Here is a 23,911-nt window from a genome sequence, read left to right on the forward strand (position 1 = left end):
TTGTGAACCTTTTTTGGCTTTGATAAATCGTGTTGTAATGCTTACTATTGCAGCACGAATTCATATATCTTCTAATATTCTTCAAAACCCTTTCTCATTCTGCGACAATTAAAATTGGGCTTATAGGTGCAATATGCCGGTCAGTGTTAAGACGCAGTCCAGTTCAGCGGCTACTTGCTCTTTTACTCTAATTAGTCAAACGTCTCAGTCAAGCTGCTTAGATACAAGACCTACAGACCATTGTCACAGCTGCGCCTCCATATCAAATGATGCTTATCACTTATCATCAGTCTCATCGTTAAACAGTCGGACACAGGCTGGTTTTACACTGGTAGAAATCGTGGTGGTAGTGGTTATCTTATCTATATTTGCTGGCATAATGAGTTTGTCTGTCGGTAGCAGTGAATCCCGCAAAAACCGCGCTTTTTATGAGCATCTAACCGATTCATTGAGTTACGTTCGCCTATTGTCGGCTGAACGTATGCAGCCGATGGGTTTGCGTATGCAGGCAGATAAGCAGGGGCAGGTAGAGCCGGTCATCGTTACATTATCAAATCCATATGTCGCGTACCAGACAACAGAGATGATGTCAGATAGCGCCGACAGTCAGCCTAAGAATGCTATGGAGCTGTCGGCAGAGGTTGCTGGTCTATCAGGCTCTACTGATGAGCAAAAACCAACGCCAAGTTGGGAAGTCGAGTCGGATATCAATTTGCCTGAACTGCCCACTGGCGTGAGTATTAGAGTTCAAAGTTTGGATTCTAGCGGTTTACAGAGTACGGGACGAACCCAAACGTTACAGCCTTGGTTTAGCGATCAAAATGTACCGCAGGTATTGTGGTTTGGTACGGGACAAGCAACGCCTGTCACCATTGAAGTGCTTCATGATTCGCGTTTAGTGGGCGAGGTGATTACGATAATGCCAGATGGTAGCATGCGAATCGGACAGGGGTTATAGTGGCTAGATTATATAAACCTCCTATGACAAGCCAGCCTGTGTCACCAAAATCTATATCACTCAAGTGTGGACGCGAGAGCGGCTTTACCCTTATCGAAGTGATGGTTGCTTTGGCTATTTTGGCAGTGGTAGCAGTCGCGGCGAGTCGTGCCAGTAGTGCATATCTGAGCTCAGTTGATATATTGCGTACTCGTACGCTTGCTCACTTCATCGCCCAAAATGCCGCCGCTGATTTACGTATTCAAGAGACGTGGCTGACCGCCAACCGCACCCAAACCGTTAATGCACAAGGGCGTGATTGGCAAATAGTAATGACAGTCGGTGACGCCATCACACCTGCCTTAAAAGAAGTAAATATCGCAGTTGCGCCTATTATAGATGGACAGACTCGCACATCGGTCACTGATATCACTGTGATGCTAAGTAATGCTGAGCAAGATACAGGCAGTTTGGATTTGAGTGGTCTAAGCATAGCAGGTAATAGCGAGCAGGCAGGGGGCGGTCTGTGAGGCATCAGCGTGGTTTTACACTGCTTGAGCTAATGGTTGCGATGGCAATATTTGCGATGCTAGCCGTTGCAGGCTGGCAGGTATTTGATGGGGTCAACCGTGCTCGTGAGCGCGCGCAATTTCATGCTGACAATCTGGCTGTCTTGCAGTACGCCTATTTGCAATTACAGCAAGACATGGGTCAAATTATCCCTTATCAAGCGGCTACTACTCAAAGTGTCAGTGCGACGAATAACAGTCCAAGCGATAGTACTAACGCGAACACTAGCTCCCAATCAAGCGAGCAAATGAACGAAATAGCGCCTGAGCCCTTTATGAGCTTAGATAGTGAAATTATCAGCTTTGTACGCTTTGCCGATCCTGATCCACGATATCAGAGTAGCAATAGCCTCCAACGTATCGAATATATTTTTGCGGATGAGCGTTTGATACGTCGCCAGTATACCAGTATGGAAGGCGGGCGTGATAGCGTCAGCTTGGACAGCGTATTGCTTGAAGGTGTCACAGCAGGGAGCTGGCAAGCCTATCTACCAGAGCTAAGTACCAGATTTCCGAGCGATGACGCTAACAGTGGCAGTAGTACAAATACAGCGGTGGGACAATCAGCGAATACAGCGAGTCCTAAGCCAACAGCTGTTTTATTACCGAAAGGAGTCGCGGTCAGCTTTACATACCAAGATATGCCAATCACTTGGCAATGGGCACTCGCCCCGCAACCGATATCGCCTAGCAATAGTCAAAGCATGGCCAATGATACAGATAGTAGCAGCAATGATAACGCTAATAACGACGACAGCGGTAGTGACAATAATAGTAGTGCGGATAATAGCAATTTAGGAACGAATAATTGAGAAGGTAGTAGTTAAAATGCATCAATTGCTCAATAACAAAGGCTATGTATGTCGATGACTGCAAACTCTCAACGCGGTGTTGCGCTGCTGACTATCTTATTACTGGTAGTCAGTATTACTGTGGTTGCAGGATCGATGCTTGCTAGCCAAAAAATTGCAATTAGGCGTAGTGGTTTGTTGTTCGATCAGAATCAATTGCTGCAAGATATCGATGCAGGTCAACAGTTGGCAGTGACGATGATTCGCGCTGATAGCAACCTCAATGATACGGATAGTGCGCAAGATATCTGGGCACAGCCTATACCACCTTATACATTGGCTAGTCACAGTGTCAGCATCGAGCTACGTGATGAGTCTGGTCGTTTTAACATTAATAACTTGAATCAAGATGGGTCAGCCAACACCACTGCTTTAGCAGTATTCCAACGACTACTCACGCAACTAAATCTAGAGCCTGATATTGCTATTGCTATACTGGATTGGCAAGATGCAGACGGTGAGGTATACCAAGATGGCGGTGATGAAAGTACGGTATATGCGCAGCAATCAAATGCTGTAGCAACAGATGCTCTGCCAAATCAGCCTTTTGTCAGTATCGATCAGCTACTAGAAGTGACGGGGGTAAGCGCTGAGGCATTAGCAGTATTACGGCCTTATCTTACCGCAGTGCCTTATTATGTGCCGATTAATATCAATACTGCCAGTCCTGTATTGTTAGCCGCACTAGTTGATAATGCTAACAGCCAACAGATGCAATCACTGGTAGATATGCGCGCACAGCAGGCGCTGGCGTCTATTGATACAGTATGGCAATTACCGATATTTGGCAGTGTGAATGATGAGCAACGAAAAGCCTTAACACCCATGCTTGCCGTTGATAGCCAAGCATTTATGGCGCTTATCACAGCGACTGATAATGCAACTGTCGGTCAAGCTAGAGAGCGTTTTGCCACAGTCTTGATTAGTAAAACCGTCGTTGATAATAATCAGGCAGTTAATAGTAGTCAGACAGCTAATAATAATCAGGCGAGTAATAGTAGTGGGGTAGACGGTAAAATGCCCAAGGAAGTCAAAGTAGTAACACAGCGACTATGGGCATTTCGTCCGAGCTTTTAGCGGATGGTATTGAGAGCAACATTTAGTCTTTTAGGCGTGTTTCTTCGCTAGACTTCCAATTATAAGCCCCGTAAAAAGCATCTGTGCTTGACGAGTACAGTTATGTAGCATTAGCTGCTTGTTTTCTTCGATTTCGTTTAGATCAATCTCATCATCATGATCTTCTGTATAGGTCAGCTCTAGCCAATCAATAATCCAAGAGAAGAACATATTTACGCCAGCCTCAGCTAATAGGCGACGGTCATAAGCATTGATATGGGTAAACGCTGGCTGCAACGCTAAGTCGTCGGCCAACCCTTGAGCATGTATCTTAATCAACTCATTGATGGCTTTTCGTACTGCTTCTGACCCACCATAACGCTCACTGACCAAGAACTGCCAGTAATAAGGCTGATCGCTGACCATATACAAGAATAGCTGAATACTTTTTGCGATTTGACGATCGAAGCTACGTTTGCGCCCAATCTGCAGGCTATCACTTAACGTGGCTAACGTACCGCCCAATTCCTCAATGACCAAAGCGCGCCCGAGTGACTCCATATCATCAAAATGGCGATAAAACGCAGTCGGCACAACGCCAACCTCGCGTGTTACTTGTCTGAGACTGATAGAGCTAAAAGATTGCCCTGTCATACATAAATCGAGCACAGCATTAAAAAAGGCGTGCCGAGTTTGAAGTTTTTTTGTTCGCGACTGCTCATAATATTTCAAAATTGTCCGGTAGGTGTTTATCATACTCATTTCAACGCATAAATACGACTGAAATACGTCATTCGTGTTAATTTACTAAACCTGTACTGGTCTTTTAAACCACTGTGCCCCAATGACCCTGCAATTCTTGCGCCAGTCGATAAGCTTCATGGTCATTCATACCTGTAATAAAATCCAAAATATTTAAGACATTATGATAGATATCGTCAGACAAGATGCGGCGATGTTCGTCAAGATGGGGCTGTAGTAATCTTAACAGACGTTGCTGCTCAAAAGACATCGGCGGCTGCATAGTAGCAGATTGCGACCCTGTCCAAGCGAGTGGCATAAAGGCATTCAATAGGCTATGCAAGCACTGATTGGCCATCAGCTCCATTCTTACTTTGCTCGGATGATTAAATATTTTTTCGCGTGCCAGTTGCTTAGCTTGATTAATACCATTTTGTACGCTGGTATCGCAATGGGCAAATAGGCTGCCTTGCAACGTGCCAGCTAGCAATGCATCACTGTTGGCTACAAAGGCATCGGTGACGGTATTGACCAAACGCATCATGGCTCGTGCGCGCAGGGAGGCGAGACTTTGTCTGACAGACATATGCGCTGGCAAGTTTACGCTACTCGGACGTTCACCAATCAGCTCATAAAATATCGTAGCCACTTCGCTATAGGTTAGCATATTCAGATTGATGCCATCTTCTAAATCGATTAGCGCATAACAGATATCATCTGCCGCTTCTAGCAGATAAGCCAATGGATGGCGCGCAAAGCCATCATGTTGCTCCGAGCGCGGTAAATGCAAACACGCAGCTAACTCTTCTAGTTGAGACGCCTCGCTATAAAAGCAGCCAAATTTCTGCACGTTATAATGGTTGTCATTGACATCATTGCTGTGAGTTGCCAACCACGGATACTTCATAAAGGCGCCTAGCGTGGCACAGGTGAGCCGCATACCGCCCTTATCAGGGTGATGTTCATTACGTGCCAATAGGCGAAACCCTTGAGCATTACCCTCGTATGCCAGTAAGTCTAATCGCTCGTTGCTGCTTAAATTTTGCAAAATTGCTTGCGGTTCAGGCTGTCTAAACCAATCACGAATTGCATACTCTCCAGCGTGACCAAAAGGCGGATTGCCAATATCATGAGCGAGACAAGCTGCTTGTACGATCACACCGACGTCTGCAGGTGAAACTCCTGCTGGTAGGCCGCTACCTAGTGCATCATGAATTTTTTCGGCAGCCATCATTCCCAAAGAGCGACCAATAGAAGAAACTTCTAGCGAGTGAGTCAGGCGCGTATGAATACCGAGCTGATTGGTCAATGGATGGACTTGGGTTTTTTGATTTAACTGGCGAAAAGAGTGAGAAAATACCAGTCTGTCATAGTCTTTGTGAAACTGAGAGCGAGTACTGGTATTGGCGTTAAATTTTTGGAAGCACCAAGACGCTGTGAATTAAGGAGATGTGACCATTGTGTGGTAGGGGACGGCAAAGAGGTTGGTGTACTTAGCATATTGAAACATCCGGAACCAAGGGAGGCTCTAGCATAGCAAAATAGCGCCCTTGGTACAGCTATATAGTCAGAGAACTACTAAACGGCTACGGTGTTACCCTCCGTAGAGCTACTATTTTTACAATCTGCAGTCGGCGGCCTTGTACCCGTTTTAGACTTCTTTGACTAGAGTTAATGTCCTATAAATTGGATACAGTTTGAGTATCGCTTAGCCTACTATTGGTAGTGCTTTCACTTGCCTTGCTTGTATTCAAATTATATTGAATCAACTATATTAAGACTTTTGACAGTTAAAAAGTACGTCTTCTTTGTCGATAGCTACATCGCTGTCCAGTGTCTTATTGAGCAATGTGGCTTTGTTTCCATTTACTTGCCATATGATGCCGTGGGTATCGTCTAATCCAATATCGCTGGTATAGATGCCCTTATCAGCATCAGCTTCACTATTAGCAGTAGCCGTTAAATCGTATTCGATACCATCGATGAGCAAATGCGCTGTCTGTGGTGTACTGTCGCTATGATAAGAAACGCCGATAGTAGCAGTAGGCTCACAAGAGAAAGGAATGCTGCTGCTGGCATGAGCTGCATGATCGTGACCTGCGTGCGCATGTTCTTCGTGGCTATGACTCTCATGATCGTGTCCTTCATCATCGGGCCCTTCATGGTCATGTTCCATATCACTATGCTCTTCGTGGTCGTGCTCTTCATGCTCTTTATCATCATGCATCTCATGATCTTGTTCATGCTCGACGTGATTATCTACTGGTGCTTCTTCAGTTACCACTGCATCGGTATCGTTGTTCGGCTGACAGCCCAGTAAAGAGCCTGCTATCACAGTTCCTAATATCGTAATACCTGCAAGTCTAGAAAAATAGTTATTCACAGTATGAACCCTCAAATAAGCAAAATAAAGATATGTTATAATATAACATTTAATATATAAAATAAAGCCGATGATGGAGAATATCCAACATCGGCTAATTAACTTTAAACAAGCTATACTATTTAAAGTTACACGTTAAATCTAAAGTGCATCACATCGCCATCTTGTACGATGTAAGTTTTACCTTCTAAACGCGATTTACCAGCAGCAGCAGCGCCTTTTTCACCGTTGTATTCGATAAAGTCATCATACGCAATGACTTCAGCACGAATAAAACCACGCTCAAAATCAGTATGAATCACGCCAGCTGCTTGCGGCGCTGTCGCACCAATAGCGACAGTCCAAGCACGTACTTCTTTTACGCCAGCGGTAAAGTAAGTCTGCATATCAAGTAAGTCATAGCCACCGCGAATGACTTGGTCAAGACCGGCTTCTTCCATGTCCATTTCAGCTAGGAAGTCTTTTTATCATCTTCATCAAGTTGGGCGATTTCAGATTCGATCTGATTGCATAGCGCGATTACGATAGAGTCTTCACCAGTGGCATAGTCACGAACAGCGTCGAGATATGGGTTATTTTCAAAACCATCTTCAGAGACGTTAGCGATATACATGGTCGGCTTTAGCGTAATTAAACCATAGCTTCTGATCAGTTTTTTCTCATCAGCGTCTAGGTTAGCTGCACGAGCCGCTTTACCTTCTGCTAATAATGGTTCAACTTTTTGAACACATCAAGCAATGCTTGCGCGTCCTTATCACCACCTTTAGCCTTTTTGGTTTGGTTGTGGATTGCGCGCTCAACAGCTTCTAAATCTGCCAATGCGAGCTCAGTGTTAATGGTTTCGATATCATCAATCGGGCTAACGCGGCCATCAACGTGGACGACATTGTCATCATCAAAACAGCGTACAACGTGAGCAATCGCATCGGTCTCACGGATGTTGGCTAGGAATTGGTTACCCATACCTTCGCCTTTTGACGCGCCTGCGACCAAACCTGCGATATCAACAAACTCCATGGTCGTTGGTAATACGCGTTCAGGATTGACGATATCAGCCAGTTGCTTTAGGCGTGGGTCTGGTACTGGCACGATACCCGTGTTGGGATCTTTGGTACAAAATGGAAAGTTTTCAGCGGCGATACCCGCTTTGGTCAACGCATTAAACAAGGTGGATTTACCCACGTTTGGTAGGCCGACGATGCCGCAATTAAAACCCATAACATTCTCTCAATGTATTAATAAAATCAGTTGGTATAAAGTTTGGTTAAATGATAAATCAAAATTGGGCACATTGTAGCAAATTTACCTGAATAGGGGTGAGGTTGTTACGGTATATGCTCAGGTTTTTACCTGATAATGATAAGCAACTTTATGATAAAAGCAGGTCATATTAGAGGCTTAAAAATGAATAAGGCGAATCAATAAGAGTGACGCATAGCTTATGTGGGCTAATAAATCCTATTTTTTAATATGCTAAACTGTCACGCATAGATAAGGGCTTGAACTTCACGTAAATTCAGCACATATATTCTGTCAATTTTAGCAAATCATACTTATTCTAAAGCTATAAACAGTCAGACATACGCTGATAATATCGCCAAAATAAAATGTAAGGCAATTTTAGACAATGACAACCTCGATTTTTGACACACGCCACTATAAATACCCGCAGAACTTCCTTGAGATGAAGCCTAAACTGACTCGGCTTGAGCAGGCTATTAAAAAGTTAGAAGCGAATTTAATCGATACTGCTGAGACGAAAAACCTCAAGTTATTAAAGCAGAGGCTAGATAGTGGATTGAGGTTAAAGGTCGATTATGCCAGTGAGTTAAATCCTGATCAGTTAATAGCCGCGACTACGATCGACGGCAAAGTATTGGTCATTGCTGGTGCAGGATCGGGCAAGACTAAAACGCTCACCTATCGAACCAGTTATCTATTGGAAAATGGGGTGTCGCCTAAAGAAATTTTGCTACTGACCTTTACGCGTAAAGCGGCAAATGAAATAAAAGATCGCGCTAAGTCTTTGTTGGCAAGCAGTCTTTCAAATCAAGAACTATCAGATGCAGAGCTTGCCGAGGATAAGCTGCCAACCGATAAGGCATTAAACAGTATCACTAGTGGTACTTTTCACTCGTTTTGTAATATGTTGCTACGTCAATATTCAGGACTGCTCGGTATCAATCCAAGGTTTACGATTTTGGATACTGGCGATAGTGAGGATGCTATCGACTTGGTGCATAAAGAAAAAAGTATCCTAATCAGACCAAGTCACAAGCCTTTCCACGCAAAAAACGCTGCAAAATATCATCTCGACGTCTAGAAATAGACGTATACAAATTCGTGACTTAATCGAAAGTAACTACCCAGATATTGCCGTGCATATTCCTATCATCGAGCAGCTGGCAGTTGACTTTCATGAGTACAAGCGCGCCAATCACTTATATGATTTTGATGACATCATCAGCCAAGTAGTGCGTCATTTAAAAACCAATGACACCTTTCGACAGCTGCTGCAAAGCCAATATCGTTACATTATGGTTGATGAATACCAAGACACCAATATTCCGCAAAAGCAGCTAATCGACTTAATATGTGAGCCTGAGTCGGTATCGCTGATGGTAGTTGGTGACGACAATCAAAGTATTTACGCGTTTCGCGGTGCCAATTACGAAAACATTTTGCTGTTCGGTGAGACTTATCCTCATGCCAAACTTATTAAGCTTGAGCAAAATTATCGCAGCTCGCCGTCCGTTTTAAACTATATCAATGCGTTGTCCGCGCAAATCACGCTAGGCTATCAAAAGCAGCTGTATTCTGATGCGCCGATAGAAGGACACAAACCAGTATTTCGACGACTCAGTGATGAGCCAAAAGAAGCGGGCTATATCACTGATAAGATCGTCGCGCTAAAGTCAGAGTATGACTACAACGACTTTGCGGTATTATGCCGTACGTCATTTCAGTCCAATTACGTACAGCTAGAGTTTATGGCGCGCAACATTCCCTTTATCGTGGTGGGTGGTATCAAGTTCATTGAAAGACGGCATATCAAAGACGTATTGGCCTTTGTCAAAATACTCTACAACCCAAATGACACAATTGCTTGGCATCGTATTTTAACTTTGTTTAAAGGGGTAGGAGCAGTAACGGCGACGCGCTTAACCCAAGCTATTACTACTGACAATAATGCATTTGAATCCTTACTGGCCGCGCCCTTTGCAAAAAAGAGCGATCAGCTAGAACCTCTATATCATGCGCTTGCCAAGGCACAGCAAGCTGAATCGGTCGAGACAGCTATTGGACATATTCTTGAGTTTTATACTCCAGTGTTAAAGCTGATTGAAGAAAATTGGCGTGAGCGTACCGAAGATTTTCGGGTATTAAAGAACTTAGCGACAGAGCACACAACCCTTGATAGCTTTTTAGAAAATCTTGCTTTAGACCCGCCTAATGATTCGGTGGCTGTGATGGGCAATTTGGATAATGGACAAGACAGTAGCAATGACAAAGTCACTATCTCTACCATTCATAGTGCTAAGGGGCTTGAGTGGCCAGTAGTGTTTGTGAATTCTTTAGTAGATGGCATCACGCCGCATCATCGTTCTTTAGATGACTTTGAAGCGTTAGAAGAAGAGCGTAAGCTGTTTTATGTTGCCTGCAGTCGTGCCAAAACCCAGTTATATCTGACGGCACCAAATTACTTTTCTAGTTATTCTGGATACTTTGACAAACCGTCACGTTTTATCGCTGAGCTATCTGCGGACGAGGTAACGGTTGAGACGACAAGGCGGACCATGATAGAAGATGATGACCCCATTTGGTGGTAATACTTCAAGTTTAGTTGATTATACAATCAATTAAACATAAGCTAATAAGGCTATGCAGTAATATAGATAAGTGAGCTGTCGAATACTTGAGCGTTTTATAACTAAAAACATTGGATAATTTGACGCTATTTTCACTAAGATTGTTGCTAGATTATTGCTCAATGCCAGTATTATTCCTATCAAAAATACCTTCTCAAAAACCCCATAACCAAAAGTATGTGACGCGAAAATATTTCTCAGATAAGGGTTTCAAATTTATCCTAATGCGTTACTATTACCACCTAATTCTGTTAGACCCTTATATTTGATACTCTGTATTAACACCCTAAGAAAAGGATAGGTTATGCGCTACGAAGTTATCGTTATCGGTGCAGGTATGGCTGGCACGTCAATCGCGTGGCATCTACAAAAAAATAACTCAAATGTATTATTGTTAGACAAAAAATTGCCAGGGTCAGAGACCTCATACGGCAATGCAGGATTGATTCAGCGCGAAGCCATTCATACACATCCTTTTCCTCGTCAGCTGACAGAAATGATCAGAGTATTGCCAAACCAAGGGACTGACATTCGTTACCGTATCCCGGCAATTTTGCGTTATCACCAAGCACTGCTTCAGTACTGGAAATACTCTACGCCAGCTTCAGTCAAAAAGATTGAATCAGAGTGGCAGACGTTGATTGAGCATTGTACTAGTGAGCACCAAACCATGATTAGCGCTTCTGGTGCTGATGAGCTCATTACTCGTGATGGTTGGTTGCAATTGCATCGCTCAGAAGAGACGTTCAAAGAAGCTCAAGTATCAGCAATTGACGCGCGTAACCAAGGTGTTGAGCATAACGTACTGAACCTTGAAGCGCTCAAAGCAATGGAACCTAGTGCCAATTTTGAAGGTTTTGTTGGCGCAATTCATTGGAAAAACTCTTGGCAAGTATCAAACCCAAGCTCGCTAGTAAAAGCATACGCGAAGAACTTCCAAGATATGCAGGGTACGATCAAAGAAAGCGATGTGAAAGAAATCGTTCAAGACGGTGAGGGCTGGAAAGTTATCACTGATAACGATACCTACTATAGTGATAAATTGGTCATCGCAGCAGGCCCATGGTCTAATGATTTGATCAGACCACTTGGTTATAACTTGCCACTATTCCCAATGCGCGGCTATCATCAGCATTTCAAAGTGACAGAGAAGAACACCATCAATCACAGTATGTTTGATATGGACAAAGGCTTTGTGATGGGGCCGATGCAGCAGGGTATCCGTATCACTACTGGTGCTGAGATGACCACGATGAATGCGCCAAAGAACTTTGGTCAGTTAAAAACTGTATTGAAGCTGGCGAAAAAATCTTGCCACTAGAAGATGCGGTTGAGAGTGAAGCATGGGCAGGGTCACGTCCTTGTATGCCTGATATGAAGCCAGTAATCGGTCCTGCTGACAAGCATGACAAACTATGGTTTGCATTTGGTCATAGTCATCAAGGCTTTACCTTAGGACCAATGACAGGGCGTCTGGTCGAAGAGATGATCCACGACAAGCCGACATTGGTCGATCTTGCACCATTTAGTGCCCAGCGTTTTTCTAACTAAGAGCGCATCTGATATATAATTGATCCAGTTTAAGAGCGGTACAAGGCAACCGAGTGCAGATGTATATGTCATACTTCAAGCGAGGTTAACGCTGTAACGCTTTTATAGTGGGTTGACTATAGTTAGCACAGAATTAAATTAATAAATGAAAGGTATAGACATGATTAAGAAGCTACACAGCACGCCACGTATGAGCAAAACCGTAATTCATAACCAGACTATCTATTTATGTGGTCAGGTAGGTAATGCTGAAGACGATATCAAAGCACAAACATTGACTTGTTTAGAAAAAATCCAAACGTTGCTAGAAGAAGTTGGTAGTGATAAATCAAAGCTACTATCAGTCACGGTTTGGATCAAAGACATGGCTGACTTTGCTGCTATGAATGAAGTTTATGACCAGTGGTTTGAAGGTATTCAGCCACCAGCTCGCGCTTGTGGTGAGTCAGCATTGGCACGTCCTGAGCTATTGGTTGAAATGATCGCTATCGCTGCTGAGTAATAAACGGCTCATAGTATCTGTAGCACTTGTATTAAATAGAAATAAAAAAGGCCATGATAGCGATATCGTGGCCTTTTTTATGCTTCGCAATAAGCCAACTCGATTATTGAAAAGAAATATGCTAGCTTTTTAATCCAAGCACACGCCGTATGACGTCAGCTAAGCAATACAGTGATTAGTGTCATAGGTACTAGCACCCTTTCCATACCGCTTGGCGCTTCTCAATAAAAGCATCAATACCTTCACCCACATCGTCTGCCATCATATTGCCCGTCATTACTTCACTGGCATAGTCATACGCGTCTTCGATGTTCATATCCAGTTGTTTATAAAACATGTCTTTGCCAGTTTTTACCGCTACTGGTGATTTGACAGTGATTGCTTCTATCAACGATTGTAAGACTTGCTCTAACTGTTCCGCTGGTGCTACTCGATTGATCAATCCATATTGTAAGGCAGTATGCGCGTCGATAAATTCACCTGTGATTAGCATTTCAAACGCTTGCTTACGAGGTAGATTACGGCTGACAGCAACGGCAGGCGTGGAGCAGAACAGTCCAACGTTTATCCCAGAGGTGGCAAATTTTGCATTATCAGCGGCAACGGCCAAGTCACAAGCGGCGACCAGCTGACATCCTGCGGCTGTGGCAATGCCTTGTACTTTTGCAATGACGACTTGCGGCATACGGTTGATGGTAAGCATCATTTTGCTACATTGCTGGAATAGGACACGGTGAAATGCTGCATCTACATGCGTGTGCATCTGTTTTAGATTATGACCAGCACAGAATGCTTTGCCTGTCGCTTGAATCACGACTACTCTAATTGTGTCATCCTGAGCGATTTTGTCTAGCTCTGCTTGCATGGCAGACAACACTTCAACGGATAATGCATTGAACTGCTTGGGTTGGTTTAAGGTGAGCGTAACGACGCCACTGTTTTTAGTCTCTTCTCTAATAACCAGAAGGTCATTCATGTCTAGAATAACGTCAGATTGTGTCATTTATCATCCTTGATAATGGGTGGTTTAATTTGGCAAATATTATTATTTATAAAGTTATATAAAGCGTTTTAAATAATAGCATGGCTCATATTCTATACAATAGTTTATTAATATAGAGCGCACAAAAAAATAGCGCACTCAGATGATGAGTACGCTATTGGTTTTTCAATCAGATATAATCTAAATCTATACTAACTTAAATTTATACTAAGCTGTATTTATACTGAACCTAGTATGCGCCTTCGCTATAGATAAGCTCGTAGCTGTGGCTATAGATTTCAACGATGTTACCGAACGGGTCTTCCATATAGATCATGCGGTAAGGTTTTTCGCCAGGGTAGTAGTAGCGTGGTTTTTCCATACGCTTTTTACCGCCTGCTGCAACCATACGCTCAGCCAACTCTTCAACATTTGGATCTTGAACGCAGAAGTGAAAGATACCTGTTTTCCAGTATTCAAAGTTGTTTTCAGGGTTTTCTTGGTTTTTGAATTCAAAAATCTCAACACCGATACGGTCACCAGTAGATAGGTGAGCGATACGGAAGCTGCCCCAACCTGCACCGAATACTTCAGTACACATCTCACCAATCGGGCTGTCATCTTCGACAATCTCAGTTGGTTCCATAATGGTGTACCAACCCATCACTTCAGTATAAAATTTTACGGCGGCATCTAAGTCAGGGACTGACAGACCGATGTGCGAAAAGCTTCTTGGATAAACGTTGTTCATAGCTTGTGTTCCTGTTTGCTGTACTCTTGTTTAACGTGAGGCCAGTATACAAATGCACCGTCATTATGTAAAATTATCAAATATTATATAAATAAGTATGAAATCTAATGATAAATATCACATGGCTACGAACTTTCTGTACGCTTGCCGAAGTTGGACACTTTACTCGTACGGCTGAACGTCTATATATGACGCAGTCTGGTGTGAGCCAACACATAAGTAAGTTAGAGGAGCAGCTAGATACAGACTTGTTAATTCGACAAGGAAAGCAGTTCTCATTGACCAATGCAGGTGAGCAGCTTTATAAAGAAGCAGGCGAGATATTGCAGCGATTATCAAATTTAGAACAGCGTATCGGTGAAGATCCGCCCTATGAAGGATTGGTGCGGTTGATGTCACCGGGGAGTGTGGGACTCAAGTTATATCCGCAGCTTTTGTCTTTACAGCAGCAGTATCCAAAACTAGTGATTGATTACCGTTTTGCTCCAAATTCTGATATTGAGCGGGCGCTGGCAAATCACGAGATTGATATTGGTTTTATGACTGATATCTCAGATGATGAAACGGTTAGTTGCAAACCTATGGCGCAAGAAGCATTGATACTAGTAACTCCTGCGGCTACAGCAGAGCCTAGCTGGGAGCAGCTTATCGAGCTTGGATTTATCGATCATCCAGATGGCGCCCATCATGCAGGCATGCTACTGACCGCCAATTATGATCAATTCCAGCATATCAATGACTTTGAGAAAAAGGGCTTTTCGAATCAGATTGGCCTGATACTAGAGCCCGTCAGCAGAGGAATCGGCTTTACTGTTTTGCCAGCACATGCCGTGGCTGCTTATCCAAAGCCTGAACTGATTAACAGTCATCATTTACCAGTTGCCGTTAGCGAAACGCTATATCTGGCAGTCAGAAGACAGCAGGCACTCTCTAATAGAATGCATACGGTCATTGATGAAGTAAAAAAATGGCTATAGATATGTTGAGAGTGAATGATACATGCACAGCTAACAAAGGGCTAACAAAGGGCTAATAAAAGGTTCAATAGCTGCGCATTTAACAGAAGAGGTTCATTGATAGATTGCGACTATGAAAGATTACGTCTATCTTAAAGTCTGCCCAAGTTTGATACTTGCAGCAATATTAGCAGCAGTAGTCTCAATATTGTTGTAAGCAGAACCTAACACATTATCGATCGTGTCTACTTTTTGGATACTCGGCATGACCACATCGAACTGACTGGTTTGAGCAGGTTTTAGTCCATCGACACTGCCGCAGATAGCGATGACAGGTGTACGGCTAGCTTTAGCGATTTGGCTGATACCGCCTGCCACTTTCCCCATGGCTGTTTGTGCATCGAGCTTGCCTTCGCCAGTGATGACAAGATCAGTCTCTGCGATGTGCTGTGACAGGTGAGCCACTTCAGCAACCGTATCAAAGCCTGACTTCAACTGAGCTTGAAAGAACGTCATCATCGCATAACCAAGACCGCCAGCCGCGCCAGCGCCTTCAACGTATTGACAGTCTTCATAGCCATGATGTCCACAGATGGTCGCAAAGTGACTGAGTGCCTTGTCCAAGGTATTGACTTGCTCTGGACAAGCGCCTTTTGTGGGCCAAATACTGCGCTTGCACCCAGCAGACCGCATAATGGATTGGTCACATCACAAGCAACCTCAAATACCGTGTCTGATATCTTTGCATGCAGGCTAGTATTATCGAGCTTATGTAGGCTGGCAAGTGCGCCACCACCATGAGTGAGTAGGCTATCATTGATGTCATGAAATGTTATGCCTAACGCCATTAGCATGCCAAGGCCTGCATCATTGGTTGCGCTACCCCTAGACCGATAACGATACGCTTAGCACCTTCTTCTAGCGCATCTTCGATCAGCTCCCCAACACCATAACTACTCGCAATAACGGGATTACGCTCATCAGCTGTCAGTAGGTGCAATCCGCACGCTTGAGCCACTTCGATAACAGCGGTCGCGTCTGGCAATAATAGGTACTTCGCAGTAATCGGTCTCATCAATGGGTCATGTACTCTGACTTCTTTCCAGCGCCCGCCCAATACATAAGACAATACCGCAGAGGTACCTTCACCGCCATCGGCCATTGGCAACAGCTTATAGTCAGCATCTGGAAACACTTGGCTAAAGCCAGATTGAATGGCATGGCACACGTCCAGTGCTTCTAAACTTTCTTTAAACGAGTCAGGGGCGATCAAAATTTTCATACGGCTCTCTTTGAATATCTTAATGACACGATCATTGCGATAGTGTCATGTTTTAAAACGTTTACTTAGCAATCATCAAATAAACGTCTGTAGAAATACCCAATTTCATGAACTAGATAAACACTAGGGTCAATAACCAGATAAATACGATGCTAGTCACACCTTGGATACCAGTGGCCATTGAATGAGCTTTGTACGCTTGTGCCACGCTCATGCGACTAAACTGGCTAACAATCCAAAAGAAGCTGTCATTGGCATGTGAGATGGTCATGGCACCGGCACCGATTGCCATCACGCAGAACACGCGTCCAAGTTCGCTGTCTAGGCCAATCTGGCTCAATAGTGGGGCAACCATAGCAGAAGTCGTAACCAATGCGACTGTGGTTGAGCCTTGTGCTGTTTTTAGCGCCGCAGAGACGATAAATGGCATGAAGATACCTAAACCCAAAGCAGATAGCGTCGAACCTAGGTAGTCACCGATCGGTGTTACTTTTAGCATGGCACCAAACGCGCCACCAGCACCAGTGATCAGTAGGATAGGGGCTGCTACTACCAAACCTTGCGAGATACTGTCGCTGATTTCTTGCGTTTTTTGGCTTGATTTAATCAAGAAGAACGATAAGAACAAACCGATAAGTAGTGCAGTAAGCGGATTACCAATGAATATCAAAATCTCCGCTACCATGCTACTGCCAAATGGTGCGCTTGGGAAGTTAGCAACCGAAGATAAGCAGATCAAGATAATAGGAACAATAATCGGTAAAAATGCCATCGTTGTTGAAGGCAAATGGCTATAATCGTCGCGAGTTTTCATGCCTTCGGGCATAGCTGCTGCTGGCGCGTCAGCTTCGTTTATGTTGTCAGGTGTCGCATTGAGAAAGCGGTTAGACCACCACCAGCCAGCTAGTACTGCAACTGCTGTCACGACCACACCGACCATGATGACCAGACCCAAGTTTGACTCTAGACCTAAGTTACCTGCCGCTGCAATTGGGCCTGGCGTAGGTGGGACAAAGGTGTGTGTAGCGTATAGACCAGTGGCTAAGGCAATGCTCATTGCCACGCTAGAGACGTTTAGACGCTCAGCTAGAGACTCTTTTAGAGAGTTCAAGATGATATAGCCTGAGTCACAAAATACAGGTATCGAAACGACTGCACCGACGATTGACATGGTCAAAGTAGGGAAGCGTGGCCCTAATACTTTGATAACTGACTCTGCCATTACGATAGCAGCCCCGGTTTTTTCGAGGATTAAGCCAATAATCGTACCAAATACAATTACAAGTCCGATATAGCCTAAAATACCGCCGAAACCATCTGAGATCGTTTTTGCGACAGTATTAAGCGGTACTTGATAAAATAGTGCGACCAAGAAAGCGGATAAAATCAGCACTAAAAAGGGATGCCACTTTAATTTTGCGGTAGCGAAAATAATAAAAAGAATGGTCAGCACAAGCCAAAATACAATCATCACTGTCTCAATATGGTTTATATCTTAATTGATTACCAATGCCAATATAGCCAATTATATCGAGATTAAATACGGTATATAGCTTGCTAATTCTACTTTGCATAGTGCTTGCAAGTGCTTTTACCATATCTACATTTAAACGATATTGGACCAACTATCTGCATCACTAACGATACGAAATTTTAAAGGGGCATATTTTATAGCAAATAGACGCCGCTAGGAAATAGATTCGTTAAATAGTTGGCGCTGTTGACAAAAAATCGAGAGATACTTAATTTTGAAATGAGAGAAGTTAGTAATAAAACGTCGAAGACGTGTGTGGAAATACTTTTATAACTAGCAATTGCTAATACTTCAAACCAAAAAAACTGGCCATCTATAATGACCAGTTTTTGTCTAAACAATATTTACCTACCTGAGTAATGATTATTTTTAGAATAGGTATTCTAAGGAGTGCCCTGATTGACAGTTAGGCAATCTTATCAAAAAAGCTTTGTTATTGGTAGCAGTTGCAGTATCAAAGCTGACGTAAATGCCTTGATCATCCAACGTGGCATACCAATGATCGTCGTTACCACTGGTTAGTAGCTGAAAGTATTTGTCATTGACTATTCTGCCAACTGTATACACCTCTCCTTCGGAGTAGTATGCATTACCTTGGGTACAGATAAGCTTGTCATTGGTATGAATGTTATGATTTTCTTTCATGTTCTTGCGCCCTATTAGTACATTAGATAGCAGTAGATTATCAATTCTGCTAATAGTAATAAAGATGATTATATAGGCAGTATCTTGTTGTTTGGTATAGCGTTTTTAAGGTAGTTGTTGCATTTAGTTACTACAACATTGCATAGATAACACCGCTATCATAGCAATAGATTTTTTGAGAACCCTAAGCTGTTTAGGAATATATAAAATCCACATTTATTGAGATAAAGGGGTGCAAGTTAGTGATATAAATAATCTAAATACATAAACTCTAATGTCAAAAATGACGCACGTAAAAAAGCCAGCAACCTAAGTTGCTGGCTTTTTACAGACTGAGTCTAACTATATAGAAGATTACTCTTCAGAATAGTCTTCTTCAGCAGCTTCTTCGTCAGCTGAATCTTCATTGTTACCATCTTCAGAAAGAATAGTAACTAAGATGCTAGCAGTAACGTCATGATGTAGCTGAATATCAACATTGTATTCGCCAACTTGACGTAGAGTGCCTTCAGGTAGCTTGATTTCAGCACGGTCTACTTCTAGACCTGAGTTAGTCAATGCTTCAGCGATATCGCGAGTACCGATAGAGCCGAATAGCTTGCCTTCGTCACCTGATTTAGCACGCATGATAACATTAACGTCAGTCAATGCATCAGCACGCTCTTGAGCAACAGCGATCTCTTTTGCTTCTTCAGCTTCAAGTTCAGCACGACGTGCTTCGAACTTTTCGATGTTAGCTTTAGTAGCAGGTAGTGCTTTGCCCTGAGGGATAAGAAAGTTACGTCCGTAACCTGGTTTTACATCGACAGTTTCACCGAGTTTACCAAGGTTGACGATACGCTGTAACAAAATAATTTGCATGAGTCATTCCTAGTTAGCGGTTAACCTTGATGGTTATCAGTGTATGGAAGTAGCGATAAATAACGAGCTTGCTTGATAGCAGTCGCTAATTGACGCTGATATTTAGTAGATGTACCAGTAATACGGCTTGGTACGATTTTACCATTATCACTAATGTACTGTTTTAGCAATTCAACATCTTTATAGTCGATGTGAGTGATGCCTTCAGCAGTGAAACGGCAGAATTTGCGACGGCGATAGAAACGTGCCATGAGTATTCTCCTTTAATTAGTCTTCACTGTTGTCGTTGTCGTCATTATCGTTTTCACGATTATCTGGACGACGAGTAGTTGCTTTGCGTGCGCGTTTTTCATCGGCATTCTTGGCTAACTGCGACTCTTCAGTGACAGCTTCGTCACGGCGCATAACTAGACTACGAATGATCGCGTCGTTATAACGGAATAATTCTTCAAGTTCAGCTAAAGTTTCACCGTCAGTTTCAATGTTGAAAAGAACGTAATGAGCTTTGTGAATCTTGTTGATTGGATAAGCCAGTTGACGACGGCCCCAATCCTCTAGACGATGGATAACACCGTTGTTGTCTTGAACTAACTTGATGTAGCGCTCAACCATGCCGACCACTTGGTCGCTTTGGTCTGGGTGTACAAGTAACACCAGTTCGTAATGTCGCATTATGACTCCTTACGGATTAGTAGCTATTAACCCTATGTTAATAGCAAGGAGATTTATAAGGTAAGCCCAATTCTAGTCATATTTTATAAAAAACAATCAAGAATAAGCTTAGTTTATAAAGCGCCGTATTATAACAGTACTCGGCAACTAACACAAAGGTTAATCACCAAGCTACTGTCAATAAAATATAAAAAAGGCTAAATAAGCTTTGCTAAATAAAAAAGCCGCGATAGTACGCAGCTTTTTTAAGTATAACGAGTTATAAAACCAATAGCCAAACTAAATACTGTTATTCAGATTTTGACTTCTTTGCCAATTGGCTACTGTCTGCTTTGACCACTAAGGTTTTGGCAAGTTTGTCATGCCAACCAATATTTTCAGGGCTTTTAGATGCCATGTAGTAATGGATAGCGATAATCACAAAGCCTAAAAAGCTGGTAAACGAAAACAGTAAGTTATAGATAATAAACAACAATAACGTACGTGTACCAATCAATTTAATGAACGAAGGTAGGCGATGCGTGGTTTGATCCACGACACGAATACCAGTGATCAGCTTGCCTAGCGATTGACCACGCATGGTAATAAATACCAACTGTAAGGCAAATAGCCCAAAGACCATCACCTGTGACATCATCAATGTGCTACTAGGAAGGCTTTCCATCAGCGTCATGGAATATTGATAAGCGGCGTCCATATCTTGGATGTTTTGGAACTTGGTATAGTCCACATCCATCTTAGTCAATGCCATTACTAGCGGCAGTATGGCCAATATATAAAGTAGGCCATTCAATGCAGTCGCCAATACGCGTGACATGATTGGCGCAAGTACCACGTTGCCGACGACTTTATCATTGTCTGCAACAGCCTTTTTGAGAGTAGACTTATTCAGTGAGACATTGTTGTGCGGCGTTTGATGACGATTGGTCGTCATGTCAGCTTTCACGTTTTTAGGACGTTCAGGCTTGCCATATAGTCTGTCTAACGATACTGACTTATCATCTTTCGATTTATTAGTATCTTCAGGGAAGACGGTCACGTTATTGATGATAGAGTCGTTTACTTCAGGCGTGTTAGCACTGGTCGGGCGATACACCGTTTGGTTATTGGTAAGATCACCTACGCGCTGCCACTGAGCTAAGCCTTCATGCCACATCAAATCATCAAGCAATACTTCGCCAGATGCCAGCATGATGTTCAGCTGCTCCAACTGATATGGGCCAGCTTGTACGTTATTTCGAGCAAGGAAAATCTGCATAATTGCCTGCATAGTTAGTCATGTCTTAGGACATTATATTAGGGTCTATTTGAAAAAATCAAATAGACCCTAATAGTGGTATCTTTAATGACTGTGTGAATGACCGCTGTGACTAAAGGTAGCGGTTTACTTTGCTTCTTCACCAGCTAAGAAGAACCAAGTATCTAGTACTGAGTCAGGGTTCAATGACACTGAGCTGATACCTTGCTCCATTAACCAAAACGCTAGATCTGGATGGTCTGATGGACCTTGACCACAGATGCCGACGTATTTGTTTTGCTTACGGCAAGCTTCGATAGCCATAGACAATAGCTTCTTAACAGCAGGATCACGCTCATCAAATAGATGTGAGACGATACCTGAGTCACGGTCAAGACCAAGCGTTAACTGAGTCAAATCGTTAGAACCGATTGAGAAACCATCAAAGTACTCTAGGAACTCTTCTGCCAATAGGGCGTTGGTTGGTAGCTCACACATCATGATGACGCGTAGACCATTTTCGCCACGTTTTAGACCATTTTTCTCAAGTAATTCGATGACTTCTTTGGCTTCGCCAACAGTACGTACGAATGGAATCATGATCTCAACATTGGTCAAGCCCATGTCATCACGTACACGTTTTAGTGCTTTACACTCAAGCTCAAAACAGTCGCGGAAGTTATCAGATACATAACGGCTAGCACCGCGGAAACCAAGCATTGGGTTTTCTTCTGATGGTTCGTACAACTTACCACCAAGCAGGTTAGCGTATTCGTTTGATTTGAAATCTGACATACGAACGATCACTGGCTGATCCATAAAGGCAACAGCTAGGGTTGAGATACCTTCGACCAATTTATCAACATAGAAGTCAACAGGTGAGGCATAGCCTGCTATACGCTCTTGGATTGCTTGCGCAATTTCACGTGGCAAGCTGTTCATGTTTAGCAAGGCTTTTGGATGGACACCAATCATACGGTTGATGATGAACTCTAGACGTGCAAGACCAATACCTTCGTTTGGCATTTGGGTAAATGAGAATGCGCGATCTGGGTTACCAACGTTCATCATCACTTTGAATGCTAGCTCTGGCATAGATTCAACAGAGTTAGTCTGTACTTCAAAATCAATCTGGCTTTCGTAGATGAAACCAGTGTCGCCTTCCGCACAAGAAGCAGTTACGTCTTGACCATCAACCAATAGCTCAGTTGCGTTACCACAACCAACGATAGCTGGCACACCTAGCTCACGCGCGATAATAGCAGCGTGACAGGTACGACCACCACGGTTGGTGATGATAGCAGAAGCGCGCTTCATAACTGGTTCCCAATCCGGATCAGTCATGTCTGATACGAGTACGTCGCCTTCTTCTACTTTGTCCATCTCGTTTAGGTTGCTAACGATACGCACTTTACCTGAACCGATACGCTGACCGATTGAACGACCTTCACACAATACTTTTGCGCCAGTCGTGTCGATGACATAACGCTCCATTACGTTGCTGTCTTGACGGCTCTTAACAGTCTCAGGACGTGCTTGAACGATGAAAATCTCGTTAGTATCGCCGTCTTTTGCCCACTCGATATCCATTGCTTGGCCATAATGCTGTTCGATCGTTACCGCTTGTTTGGCAAGTGAGGTTAGCTCTTCAGTAGATAGAGAGAACTGCATGCGATCTTGTTTTTCAACATCAACGGTTTTAACTGATTTAGCCGTGCTGCCTTCCTCACCATAAACCATTTTCTTATGCTTGCTACCTAGGTTACGACGAATAACTGACGGTTTACCATTGGCTAGCAATTTCTTAGAGATGTAGAACTCATCTGGGTTAACCGCACCCTGTACAACCATTTCACCTAGGCCATAGCTTGAGGTGATGAATACCACTTGATCAAAGCCACTTTCGGTATCTAGCGTGAACATAACACCAGCAGCACCAGTCTCTGAACGTACCATACGCTGTACGGCAGCAGATAGTGCAACGCCTTCGTGCTCAAAACCTTTGTGTACACGGTAAGAGATTGCACGGTCGTTATATAGAGAAGCAAATACTTCTTTAATAGCAATTAGGACGTTATCAATACCGCGAATGTTCAAGAAGGTTTCTTGTTGACCGGCAAATGACGCATCTGGCAAATCTTCAGCAGTAGCAGAAGAACGTACAGCAACAGCGATGTCTTCGCCGCCACTCATGGTTTCAAATGATTGACGTACTTCTTGCTCAAGATCTTTTGGCAGTTCTTGCTCAATAATCCAAGTACGAATCTTTTTACCAGTTTCTGCAAGTTTTTTTACATCATCAACATCTAATGTTTTTAGTTCATTGTTGATTTTGTCAAGCAAGCCGGTTTCAGTCAAAAAGCGGTTGAATGCATTTGAAGTGGTGGCAAAGCCGCCTGGAACACTAACGCCTAAATCAGAAAGATGGCTGATCATTTCGCCAAGCGAAGCGTTCTTACCACCAACCATTTCGATGTCGTCTTTTCCTAGCTGATCAAGATTGATTACAAGTGCTGTAGATTGCGCTGCCAT

Annotated in this window: 18 protein-coding genes and 5 pseudogenes; 9 read left to right on the forward strand and 14 right to left on the reverse strand. The window is 43.2% G+C overall.

The genetic code is table 11. The annotated features are described in order from the left end of the window. Positions 1–133: 133 nt before the first annotated feature. The 4 genes from ACOBWA_RS05105 to gspK are packed head-to-tail and all read left to right on the forward strand — an operon-like array spanning position 134 to position 3,434. The gene (locus ACOBWA_RS05105; protein ID WP_420230382.1) at positions 134–958 is read left to right on the forward strand and encodes a prepilin-type N-terminal cleavage/methylation domain-containing protein; all 825 of its coding nucleotides are present in this window, start codon (positions 134–136) and stop codon (positions 956–958) included. 23 nt (positions 959–981) lie between these two features. Continuing rightward, positions 982–1,467: a type II secretion system minor pseudopilin GspI gene (gene gspI, locus ACOBWA_RS05110; RefSeq protein ID WP_420230383.1), complete on the forward strand. Its 486-nt coding sequence runs from the start codon at positions 982–984 to the stop codon at positions 1,465–1,467. Then, complete coding sequence (gspJ, locus tag ACOBWA_RS05115; RefSeq protein WP_420230384.1) at positions 1,464–2,318, forward strand: type II secretion system minor pseudopilin GspJ; 855 nt, start codon at positions 1,464–1,466, stop codon at positions 2,316–2,318. The genes gspI and gspJ overlap by 4 nt, the downstream gene beginning before the upstream one ends. A gap of 48 nt (positions 2,319–2,366) precedes the next feature. Continuing rightward, positions 2,367–3,434: a type II secretion system minor pseudopilin GspK gene (gspK, locus tag ACOBWA_RS05120; RefSeq protein WP_420230385.1), complete on the forward strand. Its 1,068-nt coding sequence runs from the start codon at positions 2,367–2,369 to the stop codon at positions 3,432–3,434. Between the two features lie 22 nt (positions 3,435–3,456). Here the strand turns inward: gspK and ACOBWA_RS05125 are convergent. The 4 genes and pseudogenes from ACOBWA_RS05125 to ychF form a co-directional block, all read right to left on the reverse strand. Continuing rightward, a pseudogene (locus tag ACOBWA_RS05125) lies at positions 3,457–4,135 on the reverse strand (TetR family transcriptional regulator). Positions 4,136–4,239: 104 nt separating this feature from the next. Next, positions 4,240–5,654: pseudogene (locus tag ACOBWA_RS05130) on the reverse strand (deoxyguanosinetriphosphate triphosphohydrolase). 274 nt (positions 5,655–5,928) lie between these two features. Next, the gene (locus ACOBWA_RS05135) at positions 5,929–6,537 is read right to left on the reverse strand and encodes a hypothetical protein (protein ID WP_420230386.1); all 609 of its coding nucleotides are present in this window, start codon (positions 6,535–6,537) and stop codon (positions 5,929–5,931) included. A gap of 128 nt (positions 6,538–6,665) precedes the next feature. Further along, a pseudogene (ychF, locus tag ACOBWA_RS05140) lies at positions 6,666–7,755 on the reverse strand (redox-regulated ATPase YchF). Between the two features lie 409 nt (positions 7,756–8,164). On the opposite strand from ychF, the gene ACOBWA_RS05145 reads away from it, so the two are divergent. From ACOBWA_RS05145 to ACOBWA_RS05160, 4 genes and pseudogenes are all read left to right on the forward strand, one after another. Continuing rightward, complete coding sequence (locus ACOBWA_RS05145; protein ID WP_420230387.1) at positions 8,165–8,860, forward strand: UvrD-helicase domain-containing protein; 696 nt, start codon at positions 8,165–8,167, stop codon at positions 8,858–8,860. Positions 8,861–8,876: 16 nt separating this feature from the next. Further along, a complete protein-coding gene (locus ACOBWA_RS05150) occupies positions 8,877–10,367 on the forward strand; it encodes an ATP-dependent helicase (protein ID WP_420230720.1) in 1,491 nt (496 codons plus the stop codon). 376 nt (positions 10,368–10,743) lie between these two features. Next, positions 10,744–11,957: pseudogene (locus ACOBWA_RS05155) on the forward strand (NAD(P)/FAD-dependent oxidoreductase). Between the two features lie 163 nt (positions 11,958–12,120). Beyond that, positions 12,121–12,459, forward strand: coding sequence for a RidA family protein (locus tag ACOBWA_RS05160; protein ID WP_420230721.1), 339 nt, complete (start codon positions 12,121–12,123; stop codon positions 12,457–12,459). Positions 12,460–12,649: 190 nt separating this feature from the next. Here ACOBWA_RS05160 and ACOBWA_RS05165 read toward each other — a convergent pair whose 3' ends face one another. Continuing rightward, entirely contained in the window at positions 12,650–13,462 is an 813-nt protein-coding gene (locus tag ACOBWA_RS05165) for an enoyl-CoA hydratase (RefSeq protein ID WP_420230388.1), read from the reverse strand. Positions 13,463–13,691: 229 nt separating this feature from the next. Next, complete coding sequence (locus ACOBWA_RS05170) at positions 13,692–14,192, reverse strand: lactoylglutathione lyase family protein (protein WP_101205448.1); 501 nt, start codon at positions 14,190–14,192, stop codon at positions 13,692–13,694. A gap of 107 nt (positions 14,193–14,299) precedes the next feature. On the opposite strand from ACOBWA_RS05170, the gene ACOBWA_RS05175 reads away from it, so the two are divergent. Next, complete coding sequence (locus ACOBWA_RS05175; protein WP_420230389.1) at positions 14,300–15,169, forward strand: LysR family transcriptional regulator; 870 nt, start codon at positions 14,300–14,302, stop codon at positions 15,167–15,169. A gap of 126 nt (positions 15,170–15,295) precedes the next feature. Here the strand turns inward: ACOBWA_RS05175 and ACOBWA_RS05180 are convergent. The 8 genes and pseudogenes from ACOBWA_RS05180 to ppsA all read right to left on the reverse strand — a co-directional run bounded on the left by ACOBWA_RS05180 (position 15,296) and on the right by ppsA (position 23,911). Further along, positions 15,296–16,430: pseudogene (locus ACOBWA_RS05180) on the reverse strand (glycerate kinase). Positions 16,431–16,542: 112 nt separating this feature from the next. After that, on the reverse strand, positions 16,543–17,901 hold the full coding sequence (locus ACOBWA_RS05185; protein WP_420230390.1) for a GntP family permease: 1,359 nt from the start codon (positions 17,899–17,901) through the stop codon (positions 16,543–16,545). Between the two features lie 432 nt (positions 17,902–18,333). Further along, positions 18,334–18,609 carry a hypothetical protein gene (locus ACOBWA_RS05190; RefSeq protein ID WP_420230391.1) on the reverse strand — a complete coding sequence of 92 codons (276 nt, stop codon included), beginning with the start codon at positions 18,607–18,609 and terminating at the stop codon, positions 18,334–18,336. 354 nt (positions 18,610–18,963) lie between these two features. After that, the gene (gene rplI / locus ACOBWA_RS05195; protein ID WP_057759378.1) at positions 18,964–19,470 is read right to left on the reverse strand and encodes a 50S ribosomal protein L9; all 507 of its coding nucleotides are present in this window, start codon (positions 19,468–19,470) and stop codon (positions 18,964–18,966) included. A 20-nt stretch (positions 19,471–19,490) separates the two neighbouring features. Then, positions 19,491–19,721, reverse strand: a complete 231-nt coding sequence (rpsR, locus tag ACOBWA_RS05200) for a 30S ribosomal protein S18 (protein ID WP_010198808.1) — start codon at positions 19,719–19,721, stop codon at positions 19,491–19,493. 16 nt (positions 19,722–19,737) lie between these two features. Then, a complete protein-coding gene (gene rpsF / locus ACOBWA_RS05205) occupies positions 19,738–20,142 on the reverse strand; it encodes a 30S ribosomal protein S6 (protein WP_101205443.1) in 405 nt (134 codons plus the stop codon). Between the two features lie 289 nt (positions 20,143–20,431). Beyond that, positions 20,432–21,400 (reverse strand): RDD family protein, encoded by a 969-nt coding sequence (locus ACOBWA_RS05210; protein WP_420230392.1) that lies wholly within the window; start codon positions 21,398–21,400, stop codon positions 20,432–20,434. 126 nt (positions 21,401–21,526) lie between these two features. Then, the gene (gene ppsA, locus ACOBWA_RS05215) at positions 21,527–23,911 is read right to left on the reverse strand and encodes a phosphoenolpyruvate synthase (protein WP_420230393.1); all 2,385 of its coding nucleotides are present in this window, start codon (positions 23,909–23,911) and stop codon (positions 21,527–21,529) included.

The organism is Psychrobacter sp. ER1 (assembly GCF_048631835.1).
GTDB lineage: Bacteria > Pseudomonadota > Gammaproteobacteria > Pseudomonadales > Moraxellaceae > Psychrobacter.

Coding starts and splice junctions, on each gene's coding strand:
- ACOBWA_RS05105 (WP_420230382.1), top strand. CDS start 134: ATGCCGGTCAGTGTTAAGACGCAGTCCAGTTCAGCGGCTACTTGCTCT.
- gspI (WP_420230383.1), top strand. CDS start 982: ATGACAAGCCAGCCTGTGTCACCAAAATCTATATCACTCAAGTGTGGA.
- gspK (WP_420230385.1), top strand. CDS start 2,367: ATGTCGATGACTGCAAACTCTCAACGCGGTGTTGCGCTGCTGACTATC.
- ACOBWA_RS05145 (WP_420230387.1), top strand. CDS start 8,165: ATGACAACCTCGATTTTTGACACACGCCACTATAAATACCCGCAGAAC.
- ACOBWA_RS05165 (WP_420230388.1), bottom strand. CDS start 13,462: ATGACACAATCTGACGTTATTCTAGACATGAATGACCTTCTGGTTATT.
- ACOBWA_RS05170 (WP_101205448.1), bottom strand. CDS start 14,192: ATGAACAACGTTTATCCAAGAAGCTTTTCGCACATCGGTCTGTCAGTC.
- ACOBWA_RS05175 (WP_420230389.1), top strand. CDS start 14,300: ATGATAAATATCACATGGCTACGAACTTTCTGTACGCTTGCCGAAGTT.
- ACOBWA_RS05185 (WP_420230390.1), bottom strand. CDS start 17,901: ATGATTGTATTTTGGCTTGTGCTGACCATTCTTTTTATTATTTTCGCT.
- ACOBWA_RS05190 (WP_420230391.1), bottom strand. CDS start 18,609: ATGAAAGAAAATCATAACATTCATACCAATGACAAGCTTATCTGTACC.
- rplI (WP_057759378.1), bottom strand. CDS start 19,470: ATGCAAATTATTTTGTTACAGCGTATCGTCAACCTTGGTAAACTCGGT.
- rpsR (WP_010198808.1), bottom strand. CDS start 19,721: ATGGCACGTTTCTATCGCCGTCGCAAATTCTGCCGTTTCACTGCTGAA.
- rpsF (WP_101205443.1), bottom strand. CDS start 20,142: ATGCGACATTACGAACTGGTGTTACTTGTACACCCAGACCAAAGCGAC.
- ACOBWA_RS05210 (WP_420230392.1), bottom strand. CDS start 21,400: ATGCAGATTTTCCTTGCTCGAAATAACGTACAAGCTGGCCCATATCAG.
- ppsA (WP_420230393.1), bottom strand. CDS start 23,911: ATGGCAGCGCAATCTACAGCACTTGTAATCAATCTTGATCAGCTAGGA.